The sequence below is a fragment of the Pararhizobium polonicum genome (genome assembly GCF_001687365.1).
Taxonomy (GTDB): domain Bacteria; phylum Pseudomonadota; class Alphaproteobacteria; order Rhizobiales; family Rhizobiaceae; genus Pararhizobium; species Pararhizobium polonicum.
In genome coordinates this window covers 163,586-179,642 of sequence record NZ_LGLV01000005.1, presented here as the reverse complement: position 1 = coordinate 179,642, position 16,057 = coordinate 163,586, and the positions used below count along the sequence as shown (strand labels likewise).

The 16,057-nt window shown below is 61.2% G+C and carries 17 protein-coding genes, 1 tRNA gene and 1 pseudogene; 13 read left to right on the top strand and 6 right to left on the bottom strand.

Features of this window, described 5'->3' with window-relative positions:
- Positions 1-323 precede the first annotated feature (323 nt).
- Positions 324-413 (bottom strand) — tRNA-Ser (locus tag ADU59_RS06705).
- A gap of 251 nt (positions 414-664) precedes the next feature.
- Here ADU59_RS06705 and ADU59_RS06700 point away from each other — a divergent pair.
- A complete protein-coding gene (locus ADU59_RS06700; RefSeq protein ID WP_068952973.1) occupies positions 665-844 on the top strand; it encodes a hypothetical protein in 180 nt (59 codons plus the stop codon).
- Between the two features lie 80 nt (positions 845-924).
- Here ADU59_RS06700 and ADU59_RS06695 read toward each other — a convergent pair whose 3' ends face one another.
- A complete protein-coding gene (locus ADU59_RS06695; protein ID WP_068952971.1) occupies positions 925-3,162 on the bottom strand; it encodes a caspase family protein in 2,238 nt (745 codons plus the stop codon).
- Positions 3,163-3,493: 331 nt separating this feature from the next.
- Between ADU59_RS06695 and ADU59_RS06690 the strand changes: the two genes are divergently transcribed.
- The 4 genes and pseudogenes from ADU59_RS06690 (at position 3,494) to ADU59_RS06680 (ending at position 5,822) form a co-directional block, all read left to right on the top strand.
- The gene (locus ADU59_RS06690; protein ID WP_068953732.1) at positions 3,494-3,850 is read left to right on the top strand and encodes a PilZ domain-containing protein; all 357 of its coding nucleotides are present in this window, start codon (positions 3,494-3,496) and stop codon (positions 3,848-3,850) included.
- Positions 3,851-3,863: 13 nt separating this feature from the next.
- Positions 3,864-3,974 (top strand): annotated as a pseudogene (locus ADU59_RS31305) (DUF2177 family protein); the annotation flags it as partial.
- 226 nt (positions 3,975-4,200) lie between these two features.
- Entirely contained in the window at positions 4,201-4,626 is a 426-nt protein-coding gene (locus ADU59_RS06685) for a PilZ domain-containing protein (protein WP_244506363.1), read from the top strand.
- A 74-nt stretch (positions 4,627-4,700) separates the two neighbouring features.
- A complete protein-coding gene (locus ADU59_RS06680; protein ID WP_068952969.1) occupies positions 4,701-5,822 on the top strand; it encodes a pyridoxal phosphate-dependent aminotransferase in 1,122 nt (373 codons plus the stop codon).
- Between the two features lie 61 nt (positions 5,823-5,883).
- Here the strand turns inward: ADU59_RS06680 and ADU59_RS06675 are convergent, their stop codons facing one another.
- Positions 5,884-6,150: a sel1 repeat family protein gene (locus tag ADU59_RS06675; protein WP_068952967.1), complete on the bottom strand. Its 267-nt coding sequence runs from the start codon at positions 6,148-6,150 to the stop codon at positions 5,884-5,886.
- Positions 6,151-6,699: 549 nt separating this feature from the next.
- Between ADU59_RS06675 and ADU59_RS06670 the strand changes: the two genes are divergently transcribed.
- The 5 genes from ADU59_RS06670 (at position 6,700) to ADU59_RS06660 (ending at position 9,811) form a co-directional block, all read left to right on the top strand.
- Complete coding sequence (locus tag ADU59_RS06670; RefSeq protein WP_068952966.1) at positions 6,700-7,041, top strand: DUF2147 domain-containing protein; 342 nt, start codon at positions 6,700-6,702, stop codon at positions 7,039-7,041.
- A gap of 430 nt (positions 7,042-7,471) precedes the next feature.
- Entirely contained in the window at positions 7,472-7,645 is a 174-nt protein-coding gene (locus ADU59_RS30865) for a hypothetical protein (protein ID WP_099050766.1), read from the top strand.
- A gap of 11 nt (positions 7,646-7,656) precedes the next feature.
- A complete protein-coding gene (locus ADU59_RS30860; protein ID WP_099050765.1) occupies positions 7,657-7,830 on the top strand; it encodes a hypothetical protein in 174 nt (57 codons plus the stop codon).
- Between the two features lie 80 nt (positions 7,831-7,910).
- Positions 7,911-8,231 (top strand): YnfA family protein, encoded by a 321-nt coding sequence (locus ADU59_RS06665; protein ID WP_068953730.1) that lies wholly within the window; start codon positions 7,911-7,913, stop codon positions 8,229-8,231.
- A gap of 77 nt (positions 8,232-8,308) precedes the next feature.
- Positions 8,309-9,811, top strand: coding sequence for an AMP nucleosidase (locus tag ADU59_RS06660; RefSeq protein ID WP_068952964.1), 1,503 nt, complete (start codon positions 8,309-8,311; stop codon positions 9,809-9,811).
- Positions 9,812-9,814: 3 nt separating this feature from the next.
- On the opposite strand, the gene ADU59_RS06655 is transcribed toward ADU59_RS06660, so the two are convergent.
- The gene (locus ADU59_RS06655) at positions 9,815-10,771 is read right to left on the bottom strand and encodes a lysylphosphatidylglycerol synthase domain-containing protein (RefSeq protein WP_068952962.1); all 957 of its coding nucleotides are present in this window, start codon (positions 10,769-10,771) and stop codon (positions 9,815-9,817) included.
- A 107-nt stretch (positions 10,772-10,878) separates the two neighbouring features.
- Here ADU59_RS06655 and ADU59_RS06650 point away from each other — a divergent pair, with 107 nt between their 5' ends.
- Both ADU59_RS06650 and ADU59_RS06645 read left to right on the top strand, forming a co-directional pair.
- Positions 10,879-11,886, top strand: coding sequence for a glycosyltransferase family 2 protein (locus ADU59_RS06650; protein ID WP_193427069.1), 1,008 nt, complete (start codon positions 10,879-10,881; stop codon positions 11,884-11,886).
- On the top strand, positions 11,879-13,396 hold the full coding sequence (locus ADU59_RS06645) for an ArnT family glycosyltransferase (RefSeq protein WP_068952958.1): 1,518 nt from the start codon (positions 11,879-11,881) through the stop codon (positions 13,394-13,396). Before ADU59_RS06650 ends, ADU59_RS06645 begins: the two co-directional genes overlap by 8 nt.
- A gap of 18 nt (positions 13,397-13,414) precedes the next feature.
- Here ADU59_RS06645 and ADU59_RS06640 read toward each other — a convergent pair whose 3' ends face one another.
- Both ADU59_RS06640 and ADU59_RS06635 read right to left on the bottom strand, forming a co-directional pair.
- Complete coding sequence (locus tag ADU59_RS06640) at positions 13,415-14,311, bottom strand: diacylglycerol/lipid kinase family protein (RefSeq protein ID WP_068952956.1); 897 nt, start codon at positions 14,309-14,311, stop codon at positions 13,415-13,417.
- A gap of 120 nt (positions 14,312-14,431) precedes the next feature.
- Positions 14,432-14,779 (bottom strand): winged helix-turn-helix transcriptional regulator, encoded by a 348-nt coding sequence (locus tag ADU59_RS06635; RefSeq protein ID WP_068952954.1) that lies wholly within the window; start codon positions 14,777-14,779, stop codon positions 14,432-14,434.
- Between the two features lie 101 nt (positions 14,780-14,880).
- On the opposite strand from ADU59_RS06635, the gene ADU59_RS06630 reads away from it, so the two are divergent.
- Positions 14,881-15,894, top strand: a complete 1,014-nt coding sequence (locus ADU59_RS06630) for a zinc-binding alcohol dehydrogenase family protein (RefSeq protein WP_068953729.1) — start codon at positions 14,881-14,883, stop codon at positions 15,892-15,894.
- The last annotated feature ends 163 nt before the right edge of the window (positions 15,895-16,057 follow it).

The window sequence follows — 16,057 nt, the reverse complement described above, 5'->3', positions numbered from 1 at the left end:
CTATCAAAAGCCTTGTTCGTTTCATCGCTCGGCTCCTTCCGACACACTACACAGGCCGATGCATTCTGCAGGCACAACCCGCTTTATCGAACATCCACGTGATGTGATCGTCAACCCCATGACGGAGCGCTTGATGGCGCTACTGCCCATAAGGGGCACCCTGCACCATAGCCGCACAAGCATGTACCACGGCGGTGATGTCGAAGCTGCTCAGATAAACGGATGGTTCGGACGCTATTCGTAGCGGAAATGGAGATCGCTGCCCGCGTCGTCCGTATGGCAATCGTCGGCGATTGCGGAACGATGCGTCGATAAAGGGATAATGGCGGAGAAGATGGGATTCGAACCCACGATACCCTTCCGGGTATACTCCCTTAGCAGGGGAGCGCCTTCGACCACTCGGCCACCTCTCCGTTAGCGCCTGACTAGAGTCAGGAGCCCTCCATTGCAAGGAGTTTTTGCGGTTTCCCGTGACAAAGTTGATTTTCCATACGCCTCCGGCCCGGCACGGGCGGATGGAAAACGGGTTGGCGGCCGCGAGATCGGGCAATCGGCATCCATTGGCGATTGCCCGCCGCAGCGCTCTTGCGCTAATCCTTTTGCCTGAAAAGCTGTCCCGCCCGATTTTCCGGGCGGCAGAAAACGACGGGTTCGGAAACAGACAATGAGCAATGACAGCAAACCGGAAATCCAGGTCACCATCGAGAAGCTGCGCAATGGGCGATGGGCTTTCGTTCTGAAACGCGGAACGGTCGTCTATCCGGCCCACGGCCAGTTCACCAGCCAGCTTGCAGCGCATGCCGCCGGACAGGCCGCCCTTAAAGCGCTGGAAAACAACCGCTAATCCAGATCCTCAAAACGAAAAAGGCCGGACCTGCTGCCACAGGTCCGGCCTTTCATTTCGCGGCTTAAAGCCGGTGAGCTTCAGCTCCTTTTGGCCAGCCGGTCTATCGCATTCTGGGTCGCTGCACCGAAATCGCCGTCGAGCGGACCGCTGTAATAGCCACGGTCCTTGAGCAGCGCCTGGATTTCCTTGCGGAAGGCGGGCGTGAAATTGTCCGGGGACGTCTTCATCTCCTGCAGCTTCGACGGATCGCCGCCCTCGATGCTCGCCGCCGCCCAGCGCGCCGCCTCCTTCGGGTCTGCCCGGGTGCCGAGCCCCCAGTCATAGAGTCGGCTCAGATTGCCCATGGCATAGGCGCTGCCCGCATTGGACGCCATCTCATACCAGTTGCGCGCCTGCGCATAGTCCTGCGGCACGGCCTTGCCGTCATCGTAGAACCAGCCGAGCAAGGCCATCGAATAGGCATCGCCGACATTGGCGGCCTTTTCGTACCATGTCTTTGCCTGCGCATAATCCTGCGCCGTGCCAAGGCCGTTCTGGTAGGCCCAGCCGAGTGAGGACATCGCGTTGGCGTCGCCGCCTTCGGCCGCCTTCTGATACCAGGACAGCGACTGGCCGAAATCCTTGGCGACACCGTTTCCTTCGCGGTAGAACCAGCCGAGCGTCGCCATTGCGTTGGCATAGCCCTGATTGGCCGAGAGCTGGTACCATCTCAGCGATTCCGCAAAATCCTGCGGCACGCCGCCATAGCCTTCGCGATAGAGCCAGCCGAGCGACGCCTGGGCGTAGGAATTGCCGTTATTGGCGGCATGCTCGAACATCCGCTTGCCCTTGTCGGTATCGACGGGGCCGTCGGTGCCATAGATAGAGAACCAGGCAAGGTTGGTCAGCGCATACATATTGCCGCCGTCTGCCGCCTTCTGGTAGTTGCGGCGGGCCTCGACATAGTTGCGGCCGGCATCCTGCGCCCGCCCGAGCATATTGACGAGCATCATGTCATCGGGATTCTCGTTGACGGCCTGGGCGCAAGCGGTGAGCGCGCGCGCCGAATCGATCTTCAGGAAATTGACGCCGAGGAAGCCCGGCATCGACTGCGGCTCACCCGCAAGCAGGTAGCAGTCGCGCGAGGCCTGCGTGTCCTTGCCGGTCTGCGAGATATTCAGCCCCTTCTTCGGCTCGAGCGCGGCAATCTGGGTTTCCGCTTCCGCCTTGTGCCTGCTGTCCGGATACCGTTCGATGAAGCGGGTCAGCGCCGCACCATCGGTCGATTGCTTCAGCGCATCCCAGGCGATTTCGTCGGGGCTCGTCGTCGATGTCTGCGCGGCTTCGGCCAGAAGCTTCAGCTTCTTTTCGGCCAGCATCCTGTAGACGGGATCGGAGCCATGCTTGGCAAGGAACACCTCGATCAGGTCCTTGTCGGCGAGATCGCGGATATTCTGCCAGTCGGCGGCCGCTTCCGACTGGCCGGTCGGCGAGACTTCCTGCGTGTTGCCGTTGTTGGTGATGTTGATATTCACTTCCTTGATATTGAGGAAGATCTGCGCGCCGCCGAGCGAGCCGTAGACAAACGGCTCCTGGCCGCGGTTGGTGGCGGTCACCACATCGTCGCGCACCTTGCCGAGCGCGATGCGGACATCGACGCCGGGCTCGGTCAGATATTTCGACAGCGCCGTGGCAAACGGGCTGTTCTTGCCCTCCCCGTCCATCGCCACCGTGCCGGCCTTGGAGGCAAAGGCAACCAGCAGATCGGCCGATTCGGGCTCGACACGCGCCAGGCCGCGGCTGACGGCCCGGGTCGAGATCGAACGGGTCATGGACTGCTCGAAGGGATTGTTGCGGCAGGCATCGAGGATGACCAGCTTCAGCTTGGTCGCACCTTCCAGCGAGCGCTGCACGCGGTCGAGCGGGATCGCTTCGTCTTCCACGTCCTTGTCGGTCTTCAGGCTGACATCCACAGGCAGGAGGAAATTCTGGCCATTCATCTCCATGCCGTGGCCGGAATAGTAGATGATGGCGACATCCGCGCCGGCGGCGGTGTCCTCGAAATCGCGCAATGCGCGCACCATCGCGGCGCGGCCGAGATCGTGAACGGCGGTCACCGTATCGAATCCGGCATCCTCGAACGAGGTCTTCATCAGTTCGACATCGTTGGCGGGGTTGTTCAGCTGCGATGTCGCCTCGTATTTCTCGTTGCCGATCAACAGGGCAACCCGTTTTGCCGCCTCGGCAGCACCGGCCTGAAACACGGCAATCGACAGCGCCAGAACGAAGATCGGCAGCCAACCTTGTACCCAACCCCTTGGATAACCCCTGAACATGATTTTCCCTCCGCGCTCGCGCAACGGGCCGGAACGCTTTGCGCCCCCGCTCACCACATGAACATGATCCCTGTTGCGCGAGGTTCTTATCCTCACCGCGCTTTGCATGAAAGTATTACGTATGGCCTACCCCGTTTCAATGTCCGCCTTTATGCTTTTTTAAGCAAGGCTCTAGAGAGGCAGGGGAAGACACAAGCTCAGAGCAAGGCTGGCGACGGAAACTGCTATCATGGCAGGACACGGGCGCGATCCAAACGCAGCGCGTGTTCTGATCGAACCTTGCAACATCCAGCCGAAACGGCCAGCCGCCGCGGATTTTCCGGAGTTTCCCATGTCGATGGTGATGCATCTCGCCGAGGCAAAGCCGGGTCAACTGACCACCAGCCACAAGCACTATTATATAGAGCGCCCCTGCCGCATCCTGGTCGTCGGGCAGCATTTGAAGGCGAAGACGAAATATCAGTGCCTGCTGCGCCATATTTCGGTCGGCGGCGCGATGGTGGATTTCAACGCCAATATCCTGCTGCCGAAACATTTCTTCCTGGAAATCGACGGTTTTCGCGAGGAGATCGGCTGCTCGCAGGTGTATCGGCACCGAACCGAACTCGGCGTGCGTTTCAACATGCAGCTGGCGCCGGAATTTATCAGCCGCCTCATCCGGATGGCATTTACCAGCGGCATGATCTGATCTCGCCACGGCCTTATGTTATAGCGCCGTTCTCGCTCTCATCGCTTACGGAACCGACGACATCACCAATCTGGCGACACCGAAAGGCTGGCCTCTGGCCGTCAATCTGGCCGATACGCCATGAGGCGCATTCGTGACGGCGTTTTCGGCAGGCTGCGGCCTCCTTGCCAGCCGCCATTTTGCAGGTCAGACACCCTGAAACGGCTATCCGGACATACTGTTTGGTGCCGATTGATGCCCTGATTAAATTTTTAAGGACTGTTTTCAACGGATTGCAATCTTCCTCAACGATTCTGCATCCTGTCGCCTGCTGCCGTCAGGAGGAGGACAACACGCGACGAGCGCAAACGGTGCGACAGCCCTGGATCACGGATCCACCGTCCATCGCTATCGAGGAAGTGATGATGCAGAACTCGACGATGTACTCCGTGGTCAGCTCCAAACTGTACGAGCAGCGCTTCGAGCGCTTCATCATCGGACAGGCGGGCACGCTGATGGCCGTGCGGCCGGCGCTGGGCGGCGTCTCGACCCGCACCTGCAAGATGCTGGAAATCTCACGCGGCGGCGCTGCCTTTACCGTCAATACGACGATCGGCCTGCCGCAGCATTATTACCTGACTATTGTCGGCACCAAGAGGCGAATCGGCTGCGCCGAGATCTACCGCAGCGACCACCGTATCCAGGTGCACTTCATCAAGCCGATCGACGAGGAATTCCTGCACCAGATCGTCCGCTATGAATTCTTCACCGGGAGTGAGCTGAAGAAGAAGCACTGACCGGCTGGCACCTGCCGCGCGGATACTCTAGTCTCTGCGGCGATTTCATCCATCGTCAGGCTCGATCCCCAGCAATGTCCGCATTTTCCAGATTTACGCCGCTTGTCCAGTCGCTCCCCTCCACCATTCCGTTTGTCGGACCTGAAGCGATCGAGCGCCAGCGCGGCCGGCCGGTCGCGGCGCGAATCGGCGCCAACGAAAGCGGCTTCGGCCCTGCGCCGTCGGTTCTGTCGGCCATGGGCGCGGCGGCAACGGGGATCTGGCAGTATAATGACCCGGAAAATTTCGAGCTGAAGCAGGCGCTGGCCCGCCATCTGGGCACGCAGCCGGCCAATCTTGCCATTGGCGAGGGTATCGACGGCCTGCTCGGCCAGATCGTTCGCATGGTCATCGAGCCCGGCCTGCCCGTCGTCACCTCGCTCGGCGGCTATCCGACATTCAACTTTCACGTGGCAGGTCATGGCGGGCGGCTGGTAACGGTGCCTTATGTCAACGACCGCGAAGATCTCGACGGACTGCTGGCGGCGGTCAGACGCGAGGATGCGCCGCTGGTCTATTTTGCCAATCCGGACAATCCGATGGGGAGCTGGTGGGATGCCGATAGCGTGGTCGCCTTTGCCCGGGCATTGCCGCAGACATGTCTGCTCGTACTTGACGAGGCCTATGGCGAGACGGCGCCGGCCGGCACCATCCCCGCGATCAGCGCCCTGATCGGCATGCCGAACGTGATCCGCACCCGCACCTTTTCCAAGGCCTACGGCCTGGCGGGTGCCCGCGTCGGCTATGTCATCGGCACGCCGGAAACCGCTCAGGCGTTCGACAAGATCCGCAATCACTTCGGCATGAACAGGATCGGCACCGCAGCAGCACTGGCAGCGCTCGCGGATCAGGACTATCTGGCCGATGTGCTCGGGAAAATCGCCGCGTCCCGCAAGAGAATCGCCGGGATCGCCACCGCGAACGGGTTGAAGCCCCTGCCCTCGGCAACGAATTTCGTGGCCATTGATTGCGGAAAGGACGCGGTTTTTGCGCGGGCGATCGTCGACCGGCTGATGGCCGACCACGGCATTTTCATCCGCATGCCGGGTGTTGCTCCTCTCAACCGGTGCATCCGGATCAGTACCGGGCCGGAGGAGGAAATGATGCTTCTGGAGGAAGCTCTTCCGAAGGTCATTGAATCGCTCGGCAGGCAGTAGAGACCGCGCCCCATCTTCGGAGGTCTCGGCCTCTACCGCCTGTCGGCGATGCGATCATATTTCAATGCATTGTCATCCATTCGCGTGCGGCGCGCAGGGCCGTGGCGAGATCGGTCTTGCACATGGTCATCGTCAGCTCCGCCCGCAGCGCAGCGGCCCGGTCCGAGCCCTTGATTGCGGCGATGTTCAGCCATTTGTGGGCGGCGACGAGATCGATGTCGCAGCCACGTCCGGTTGCATACATCAAACCCATTTCGCAAAAAACGTCCGCGCGATTTTCGCCACCCATCGCGGCATCCGAAGCATTCTGAATGTCAAAGCGTGCCATTGTCTATGTCCCTGTTTGCCTGGTTTCTACCGTCTGCAGTCCCTGTTTTATCTGCCTTTTTCAGGCTCCTTAGAGGGACGGCCGTCTTGTGCGGCTTCGCCCCTCGAAGGGTTCCGGCGGGGTGTTTGTCCCCTGCTCGTCTTATGGGTTGGAGTATGCAGCAGGGGTTTCAATACACGCTTAAAATGCATGATTAATGTGAAACGAACAAAGTTCAAACGATTGGTAAACTTGGCTTTTTGTTAAACATCCGACTGCCGTCAAACGCTGGCTTTTGCCTCAATCTTTACGGAAAATTCAGGTGCCGATTTCAACCAATCGCTAACCACACAAAACGGTGGTGCGCGGCGCCCTGGGGAAAACGCCGGGCTGCAAGCCGTGCTTCACCCGGAATTTTCTCCGAAAAACAGCGTGAACACATATTTACGTTTACGTCCGCGTAAGCTAATTTCCGCGCATTGAGCGGTGAGGAGACCGGCTCTGGCAACATTTCGCCCGGACCATGCGGCAAGGCAGCGATATCCGGCGATATTCTATGGGAGGAACAGCATGATCCGCACATTCATTCTCGCCGCGGCGATGACGCTGGCAACGACGGCTTCCGGCTTCTCCGCCGAGCCGATCGTCGGCAACTGGAAGACCGCGAGCGGCGAGACGGCCGCCATCGCCTCCTGCGGCGGCAGCTATTGCATCACGCTGAAGACGGGAAAGCATGCCGGCAAGCGCATCGGCAACCTGGCCGGCAGCGGCGACAGCTATTCCGGTGAGATCACCGACCCGGCCAATGACAAGACCTATAGCGGATCGGCATCGATTTCGGGCAGTTCGCTGAAGATGCAGGGCTGCGTCCTGAAGGTACTCTGCAAGTCGCAGACCTGGACCCGGATGTAGTCAGGTCCTCGTTCCGGCGGGCCCTGCCCGCCGGGCTCAACTCCCATCTTTTTCAGCCGGCAATCCATTTCGCTGGGCGGTCCGGCCAAACAGAATGTTCCGGGCCTGCGATCGCCGGCACACATTGCCCGGAGCGGTCCCGCCGGCGCAAAGCGCCCACCCCTGCCCATCTTGAGATAGTCACCTCGCAGGGAATGCCGCATTCCGTGAACATAAGCGTTATTTCCAGCCGCTCAGGGCCCGCCGATCATCGGTTCTTTCCTGCTGGGGAACCCAGTCGAGACCTTCAGCGCCCCGTTTGCACGACCGCTCGCTGCGAAGATGAACGGGAGATGAACCGGGGTCTCAGGAAGAGTTCAGTTTGCATGTGCGAAAAGGTCATCATCGCGTTGAACCCCGATCGACACACGAAGCAAAAACGGACAAAGCCATGGACATTCTCGCCCGCCGCCTCACCATCATCAGCATGCTTATGGTCGTCTTTGCTTTGACGCTCGCAGCCGCCGTCAGCGCAGATACAGAGCGCCGCCGCCACAACTATGCCGGTTCGATCGCCGACTGCACCGTGCACACCACGAAATTCTGCGAACAAGCCAAGCTTTAAGGTCACAAGCCATGTCCACCATGCTCACCTCTGCGACCGTTGCACTGCGCATGCTCGCATTGGCGAGCCTCCTGATGGCCCCGATGGGGGCCGTCGCCTACAGCAAGGCTTCCGGCCACGGTATCGGCAAGCAGGGTGCAGGCCTCGTGCTGTTCGTGACGCTGCAGCGCCAGTCGATGAGCTGACGCCGCAGGCGCGCGTAAAATACTTGCGCATTTGAATCCGCTGCCTTCCTATGGATTGCCAAGGAAGGAACGCCATGCCCATCTCCGCATTCGCCATCTATGCTCTTGCCGCTGTTGCGGAAATCGCCGGATGCTTTTCCTTCTGGGCGTGGCTGAAGCTTGACAAGCCGATCTGGTGGCTCATTCCGGGCATGGCGAGCCTCGCGCTCTTCGCCTGGCTCCTCACCCTCATCGATTCGGCCGCGGCCGGACGCGCCTATGCGGCCTATGGCGGCATCTATATCGCCGCGTCGCTTGCCTGGCTGTGGATTGTCGAGGGCGTCCGCCCGGACCGGTGGGACGCAACCGGCGTGGCGCTTGCCCTGGCCGGAACGGTCATCATTCTGGCAGGACCGCGCTGAGCACACTTTTCCCGACGGGTTGCAGCCTATTCAAATCTTGTCGTTTGCTTGTAAAAAACGGCATCCTATAATGCCGCATGAGCAAACGAATCTCTTCCCTTTCCGCCCTTTCCATCGCCACGCCCGACGTTTTCGAGCCGCAGACGTTCGATGATCCCGCCGCGGCGGTCGATGCCCTGTCGGCGCTTTACGAACGCAACACGAAATTCCTGGTCGATGCCTTCACCGAGCTTGGCCGCACGGGAACGCCGACCTCGCGCTATCGCGCCTGCTATCCGCAGGTCAGCATCGAGACCAGCAGCTTCAGCCATGTCGATTCGCGCCTGTCCTACGGCTATGTCAGCGCACCCGGCGTCTACACCACCACCGTCACCCGCCCAAAGCTGTTCCGGCATTATCTGAAAGAACAGCTTGGCCTGCTGATCCGCAGCCACGGCGTCGGCGTCACCGTGTCCGAATCGGCAACCCCGATCCCGCTGCATTTCGCCTTCGGCGAAGGCGCTTATGTTGAGGCGGCGATGGCTGAGAATATCGACATTCCGCTGCGCGACCTGTTCGACACGCCGGACCTGACGACCACGGACGACGAGATTGCCAACGGCTCCTACGAGCCGGGCCCCGGCGAACCCTCGCCGCTGGCGCCGTTCACCGCGCAGCGTATCGACTATTCGCTGGCGCGGCTGAGCCACTACACGGCGACGAGCGCCACGCATTTCCAGAATTTCGTACTGTTCACCAACTACCAGTTCTATGTGGACGAATTCTGCGCCTGGGCGCGCCAGCAGATGGCCGAGGGCGGCAATGGCTATACCTCATTCGTCGAACCGGGAAACATCATCACCCAGCCCGGATCGGACAGGCCGGAAACGGACCTGTCGCTTGCCCGCCTGCCGCAGATGCCGGCCTATCACATCAAGAAGAAAGGCCATGGCGGCATCACCGTCGTCAATATCGGCGTCGGGCCGTCCAACGCCAAGACGATTACCGATCATATCGCCGTGCTCAGGCCCCATGCCTGGCTGATGCTTGGCCATTGCGCCGGCCTGCGCAACAGCCAGACGCTGGGCGACTACGTGCTGGCGCATGCCTATGTGCGTGAGGACCACGTGCTCGACGACGACCTGCCGGTGTGGATCCCGATCCCGGCGCTGGCCGAGGTTCAGGTGGCGCTGCAGGACGCTGTAGCGGAAGTGACCGGCTATGAGGGCTACGACCTGAAGCGGATCATGCGGACCGGAACGGTCGCGACGATCGACAACCGCAACTGGGAACTGCGCGACCAGCGCGGCCCGGTCAAGCGGTTGTCGCAGTCCCGCGCCATCGCGCTCGATATGGAATCGGCCACCGTCGCTGCCAACGGCTTCCGCTTCCGCGTGCCCTACGGCACGCTGCTCTGCGTTTCCGACAAGCCGCTGCATGGCGAACTGAAATTGCCGGGCATGGCCACGGCCTTTTACAAGACGCAGGTCAGCCAGCATCTGCAGATCGGCATTCTGGCGCTGCAGAAACTGGCCGCCATGCCGCCAGAAAAGCTGCATTCGCGCAAGCTGCGCAGCTTCTTCGAAACGGCGTTTCAATAAACCTCAGCGACGCGGTGAAAGCAGCACCGACAGCAAGGTTCCGGCTACCGCCGAAACGATGATCAGCAGATGGGCGTTGACGCTGGCGCTGGCCAGCAGATCGAAAGCGCTGCCGCTTGCCGGTGCGCCGAACGAGATCGCGCCAGCAGTGATGCCTGCCGGATAGGTCCCCACACCGGCCGGCGCATGGACCGGCAGGACCGACGACAATTCGCCGCCAAGGGCCCCGCCGAAACAGGCGGCGAACGGCAGCACGCCCATGGTGGCCAGAACCCAGGCAAGCACCGCCACCTTCGTCGACCAGTTCAGCACCGTCATCAGCCAGGCGCGGACGAAGACCAGCGCATTGGCCGGCAGGCCGGCTTCCACCTCGACCAGCAATTTGCCTAGCTTTTCCGGCAGGCGCCGCTGCAAAAGAGCAAGCATGCTGCCTTTCAGCAGAAAAAGCGCCAGCGGCGACACCAGGAACAGCCCCCACAGCAGCCAGCCAAGCGCCTGATCATCACGCGCGATGACGAGGCCGATGCCGGCCGCGGCAAACAGCGCATGCAGGTCGAGCAGCCGCATCAGCAGCAGCGCCGACGTGCTGCGTGCCAGGGGAACCGCGAATTCCGAGCGCATCAGGATCGGAAAGCTGGTTTCCCCGGCACGAAAGGGCAGCATGATGTTGAGAAGATTGTGAACCTGCGTCACCCGCAGGAGCGTCAGGAACCGGCCCCGGGTTTCCGTGGGGAAATAGTCGTAGATCCGGTAGCAGCGGATGAAATAGGTGCCGACCAGAAGAGCCAGTGCCGACAGCACCGGAATGAGGCCAATCTCAGCCCATTGCCGGAAGAGCACCGGCCAACCCCAGATCCACTGGACGAATGCGGCGTAGGCAACCACGGCGCTCAAGGACAGCACGGTCATCCGGTTGCGGACAAGCCATGAAACCCGGCTGGCATCCCCTTCTGCATTCATATATTTGCTACTTTCCTGTCCGGTGCTATGGGATCAAGGCTGGTTATCACGATAACCCGAACGAGAGAACCTGCGGCGATTTAGAGGCTTTGATAGTGGATCCCATCTTGGAAGCAAACAGGGCAGAGACCGGCACCGCCGTGTCCATCGAATTGTCCGTGGTCGTGCCGATCTACAATGAAGAGGAGAGCGTGCGCCCGCTGGTCACGCGCATCCGCGAAGCCATGGCGGATTTCGGCAAGCCCTGGGAACTCATCCTCGTCAATGACGGAAGCACCGACGCGACGCTGGTCAATGCGCGCAAGGAACTTGCCATTGGCGACCTGCGGCTGAAAATCGTCGAGCTGCAGCGCAATTTCGGCCAGACCGCCGCCATGCAGGCTGGTATCGACATCGCTGCCGGCCGGCTGATCGCCACGCTCGACGGCGACCTGCAGAACGATCCGCGTGACATCCCGGCGATGGTGACCGCGATCGAGGAACGCGAGCTCGATCTTCTTGTCGGCTGGCGCAAGAACCGGCAGGACGGGCTGTTCCTGCGCAAGATCCCGTCCTGGTGCGCCAATTATCTGATCGGCAAGATCACCGGCGTGAAGCTGCACGATTATGGGTGCAGTCTGAAAGTCTATCAGGCCTCGATCATCAAGCAGGTCAAGCTGATGGGCGAGATGCACCGCTTCATTCCGGCCTGGGTCGCAGGTGTCGTGCCAAGCAGCCGTATCGGCGAAATGCCGGTCACCCACCATGCGCGTCAGCATGGAACCTCGAAATACGGCATTTCACGCACCTTCCGGGTGATCCTCGATCTGCTCTCGGTGCTGTTCTTCATGCGCTACAAGGCGCGGCCGGGGCATTTCTTCGGCTCGATCGGGCTGGCGGCCGGCGGCCTCAGCGCTCTGATCCTGTTCTACCTGTTCATCGACAAGTTCGTGCTCGGCAACGATATCGGCACAAGGCCGATGCTGATCGTCGGGGTCATGCTGTTCCTCTCTTCGGTGCAGCTGATCACCACCGGCATTCTCTCCGAGATGATGGCACGCCTCTATTCGGGCGAGAACGACACCCCGCCCTATATCGTGCGCAAGGTCTTCGATCGGGAAGGATCCGATGCCTAACGTCGCTTCCCGCCGCGCCGACCCGATAATCTATGACGCGATGATCTACGCGGTCGCCGCCTATTTTATCCTGTGTGTGGCCATTCGGGTGTTCGTCTCATCGTCGCTCGAAATCGACGAGGGCGAACAGGCCTTCGTCTCGCAGTTTCTGGCGCTGGGATACGGCCGCCAGCCGCCCTTCTACAACTGGCTGCAATATGCGGTGGTGGAGACGTTCGGTCTTTCGCTGACGGCGCTGACGGCTGTCAAGCACGTACAGCTTTTCCTCTGTTGCCTGTTTTACGGCCTCGCCGCCAGGATCGTCATCAAGGACCGGTCCCTGGCAACGATGGCCATGCTCGGCGTGCTCACCCTGCCGCCGGTCTTTCTGCTGGCGCAACGGGACCTCTCGCACACGGTCTCCGCCCTGTTTGCCGTGTCGCTGTTTCTCTACGGCTTCTTCAGGACGATGCGCAGTCCGAGTGCCTTTTCCTATCTCGTGACCGGGATTGCGGTCGGCATAGGATTGATTTCCAAATACAATTTCGCGCTTGTGCCGGTCGCCGCGATCCTTGCCGTCCTGCCGGAGCGGGATTTGCGCCAGCGCATCTTCGACTGGCGGATCCTCCTGTCGCTTACCGTCGCCGGCGCGATCGTCCTGCCGCACGCCTACTGGATTGTCCACAACCTGGCATGGGCTTCCGCCGGCACGATCAAGGAAATGAAGGAGGGGATGTCCGGCGGACGGCTGACCCAGGCGTTCCAGGGAACCTTCTCGCTGCTTTCGGCCTTCATCAGCGGCAGCGTCCTGCCGCTCGTGTTCTTTGCCGTGGTTTTTCCCTTCGACATCAAGCGCATCTGTCGCGCCGAAAGCCAATGGACCCGGATCACCGGACGGATGATCGTTCTGTGCGTGCTTGCCGTACTGCTGATCGTTCTCGGCCTCGGCGCCACCAATATCCGCGAGAAATGGCTGGCGCTGTTCCTTGTGCTGTGGCCAATCTACCTCTGTCTGAAGATCGATGCGGCCGGCATCGAGATGACAGGCAGGCTGAAGCGCTTCGCCATCCCGCTGTTCATCATGATCGTCGCGGTGCTTATCGGCGTGTCCGCGCGGGTCGTGACATCGCAGATGCTTGGAACCTACAACAAACTCAATATTCCCTATGACGCCTTCATCAGCGAGATCACCAACAACCGCTCCGTTCAGCCTGCGCTGCTGATTACCGAGGACACCAATCTTGCCGGCAATGCACGGCTGCAGCTGCCGCATACCCCTGTCATCATGCCCTCCGACCCGCCAACGCCGCTGGCCGCGGACTGGAGGTCGGCCGGGCCGGTTCTGGTGATCTGGCGCAGCAACGGCGCGTTGGAGCCGGCGTTTCCCGAAAGCCTCGCACAGAAGCTGCGCGAAGGCGGCGTGGCGAGCGAAGAGATCAAGCCGCTCTACGCGGCACCGTCCTATTACCTCGGCAAGGAGGCCGACCGCTACGGCTTCGGCTATCTCTGGCTGCCGCAGAAAGGTAACTGAAGCCTACCGCCTGCCCGGTCACGTGCCGACAAGAAGCTTCAGTTCGCCCGGATGCACGCGCAGAGCGACGTCGCGGCCAACCGGCAGCAGTTCGCCGTCGATGACGCAGTTGGTGTTGTGACGCGCCTTCGGGAAATGCAGGTTCACGGTCGACACGCTCATTTCGGTGATCAGCGCACTTTCGCGGAACTTGCCGCGCATGATGTCGAATGTCAGCTTGGCGACGCCGGACGGCTTCAAGGGCGGCGCTGTATAGAAACCCAGATGCCCGCCGGTCACGTCATCGGCATACATCAGCGCGTTGGGACCGAAATGATTGTTGGACACCGAGATGGCCGACACGCTGCGCTTTTCGCGCACGCCGTCCACCTCGAACTCGATCTCGAATTCCGGTGGATTGAACATCACCCCCAGCGCCGCACGCGTGCTGGCGCGCATTTTTCCCAGCCGTGAGGCAAAGCTGAAGGATTCGCGATAGCGCACCATGCGGGCGTGCAGCCCCATGGAAAACTGGTGGACGAACGCCCGGCCATCGGCGCTGCCGATATCGGCCTCAACGATGCGGCCGTCAGCCAGCACATCCAGCACCTTCCAGATGTCCAGCGGCAATTTCAACGACCGGGCAAACAGATTCATCGTTCCGGCCGGAACCACGCCGAGCGGCATGCCATTCTTCCAGGCGACAGCCGCCGCCGCCGAGATCGTTCCGTCGCCGCCGCCGGCCAGCATCGCATCCAGATCGTCGCGGCGGGCCGTCTTCTCGAGGAGCTCGGCCAACCCGTCTCCGGACGCGACCGCAATTTCGATGTCATGCCCGGCAGCGTGAAAGACCTCTTCGGCCTTTCTGCCATAGGCCTCCATATCGGTCGTGCGGAACGTTCCGCCGTCGCGATTGAATATGGCCTTGATTTTCATTCGTGCTCCTTGCCGCTTGTCTGGGGACATATGGAGCGGCACGGACCGGTTTTCAGCAGGTCTTGGTAAAATAACGAATGTTTCATATTCGCGGCCGGGAAATCGGCGCGGGCAGACCGGCTACTCGGCCGCCTGCGGCAGGATATGCTCGTCGCCCCAGCGCTTCATCGCCATGATGACGGGTTCAAGGCTGCGGCCGCGCGGCGTCAGGCAATAGTCGACCCTTGGCGGCACCACGGCAAAAACCGTTCGCTCGATCAGTCCGTCAGCCTCCAGCTCGCGCAGCTGCTTCGTTAGCATCCGCTGGGTGATCGTCGTCAGGCGGCGACCGATTTCGTTGAAGCGCATCGTGCCGTCCAGCAGATGATAGAGGATCACACCCTTCCACTTGCCGTCGATCAGGTGAAGCACGCCCTCGACCGGGCAGCCGGGAGAACAGGTCAGCAGCTTGTGGCGAACACGCGGCATTCACGGTATCCTTTTGTGTACTCTGTACACTTCCTGTGCATTCTTGCGCCTTCGGAACATAATGCGCATCTAGCTTCTGTTCAAACATGAAGGAGCCTGCCATGCGCGCTATCGCCTACAAGATCCCCCAGGCCATCACAGCCGAAACCTCGCTGCTCGATGTGGAGCTGCCCGTCCCCGTGCCGGAAGGCCGGGATCTGCTGGTCGAAATCAAGGCCGTCTCGGTCAACCCGGTGGACACCAAAGTCCGCGCCAACGCCAAGCCGGAACCCGACCAGCTGAAGGTGCTCGGCTGGGACGCGGCCGGGATCGTCAAGGCGGTCGGCCCGGGTGTGAAACTGTTCCAGCCGGGTGACGCGGTCTTTTATGCCGGTGCCATCGACCGGCCAGGCTCGAATGCGGAATTCCATCTGGTCGATGAACGCATCGTCGGCAAGAAGCCGAAAACGCTGGACTTTCCGGCCGCCGCCGCCCTGCCGCTGACCTCGCTCACGGCCTGGGAAGCACTGTTCGACCGGCTGAAGGTCAACGATCCGGTGCCCGGCGCCTCCAATGCGATCCTGATCATCGGCGGTGCCGGCGGCGTCGGTTCGATCGCCATCCAGCTGGCGCGGGCCCTGACCAACCTCACCGTGATCGCCACCGCATCGCGCCCCGAGACACAGAAATGGGCCTATGATCTCGGCGCCCATCATGTGCTCGACCATTCAAAGCCGCTGGCCCACCAGATCGACCAGCTGGCGCTCGGCGCGCCGGCCTTCGTCTTTTCGACCACCAACACCACCGACCACCTGGAGGACATCATCCAGCTGATCGCACCGCAGGGCCGATTCGGGCTGATCGACGATCCGAAGATGCTGGATGTCGTGCCGTTCAAGCGCAAGGCCGTTTCCGTTCACTGGGAGCTGATGTTCACCCGCTCGCTGTTCAAGACGAAGGACATGGAGGAGCAGAACCGGATTCTCAACGAGGTCGCCCGGCTGGTCGATACCGGCAAGATCCGCTCGACGCTGACGGAGACGCTGGGGGCGATCAACGCGGAAAACCTGAAAAAGGCGCATGCATTGATCGAAACCGGCCGGACCAGAGGCAAGCTGGTGCTCGCCGGTTTCTGAAGCGTCCGGCCCCGGCAAAACGAGGCTTTTGTGCAGTTCCCCCGGGAACCTCCCGCCGTCTGCGCTCCCCATAAACAGGAGACGGCGCGGCACATCGAACCCAATCTCCCAAACCGGTGTTGCTGCGCTGCCCCGGGAACCGGCCCAGACCCCGCAACAGGGA

Bases quoted from the DNA above. Each gene is read 5' to 3' on its own strand.
- ADU59_RS30860 (WP_099050765.1), top strand. From the start codon at position 7,657: ATGTCCACCATGCTCACCTCTGCGACCGTTGCACTGCGCATGCTCGCA.
- ADU59_RS06645 (WP_068952958.1), top strand. From the start codon at position 11,879: ATGCCTAACGTCGCTTCCCGCCGCGCCGACCCGATAATCTATGACGCG.
- ADU59_RS06680 (WP_068952969.1), top strand. From the start codon at position 4,701: ATGTCCGCATTTTCCAGATTTACGCCGCTTGTCCAGTCGCTCCCCTCC.
- ADU59_RS06675 (WP_068952967.1), bottom strand. From the start codon at position 6,150: ATGGCACGCTTTGACATTCAGAATGCTTCGGATGCCGCGATGGGTGGC.
- ADU59_RS06655 (WP_068952962.1), bottom strand. From the start codon at position 10,771: ATGAATGCAGAAGGGGATGCCAGCCGGGTTTCATGGCTTGTCCGCAAC.
- ADU59_RS06700 (WP_068952973.1), top strand. From the start codon at position 665: ATGAGCAATGACAGCAAACCGGAAATCCAGGTCACCATCGAGAAGCTG.
- ADU59_RS06640 (WP_068952956.1), bottom strand. From the start codon at position 14,311: ATGAAAATCAAGGCCATATTCAATCGCGACGGCGGAACGTTCCGCACG.
- ADU59_RS06690 (WP_068953732.1), top strand. From the start codon at position 3,494: ATGTCGATGGTGATGCATCTCGCCGAGGCAAAGCCGGGTCAACTGACC.
- ADU59_RS06630 (WP_068953729.1), top strand. From the start codon at position 14,881: ATGCGCGCTATCGCCTACAAGATCCCCCAGGCCATCACAGCCGAAACC.
- ADU59_RS06660 (WP_068952964.1), top strand. From the start codon at position 8,309: ATGAGCAAACGAATCTCTTCCCTTTCCGCCCTTTCCATCGCCACGCCC.
- ADU59_RS06695 (WP_068952971.1), bottom strand. From the start codon at position 3,162: ATGTTCAGGGGTTATCCAAGGGGTTGGGTACAAGGTTGGCTGCCGATC.
- ADU59_RS30865 (WP_099050766.1), top strand. From the start codon at position 7,472: ATGGACATTCTCGCCCGCCGCCTCACCATCATCAGCATGCTTATGGTC.
- ADU59_RS06635 (WP_068952954.1), bottom strand. From the start codon at position 14,779: ATGCCGCGTGTTCGCCACAAGCTGCTGACCTGTTCTCCCGGCTGCCCG.
- ADU59_RS06670 (WP_068952966.1), top strand. From the start codon at position 6,700: ATGATCCGCACATTCATTCTCGCCGCGGCGATGACGCTGGCAACGACG.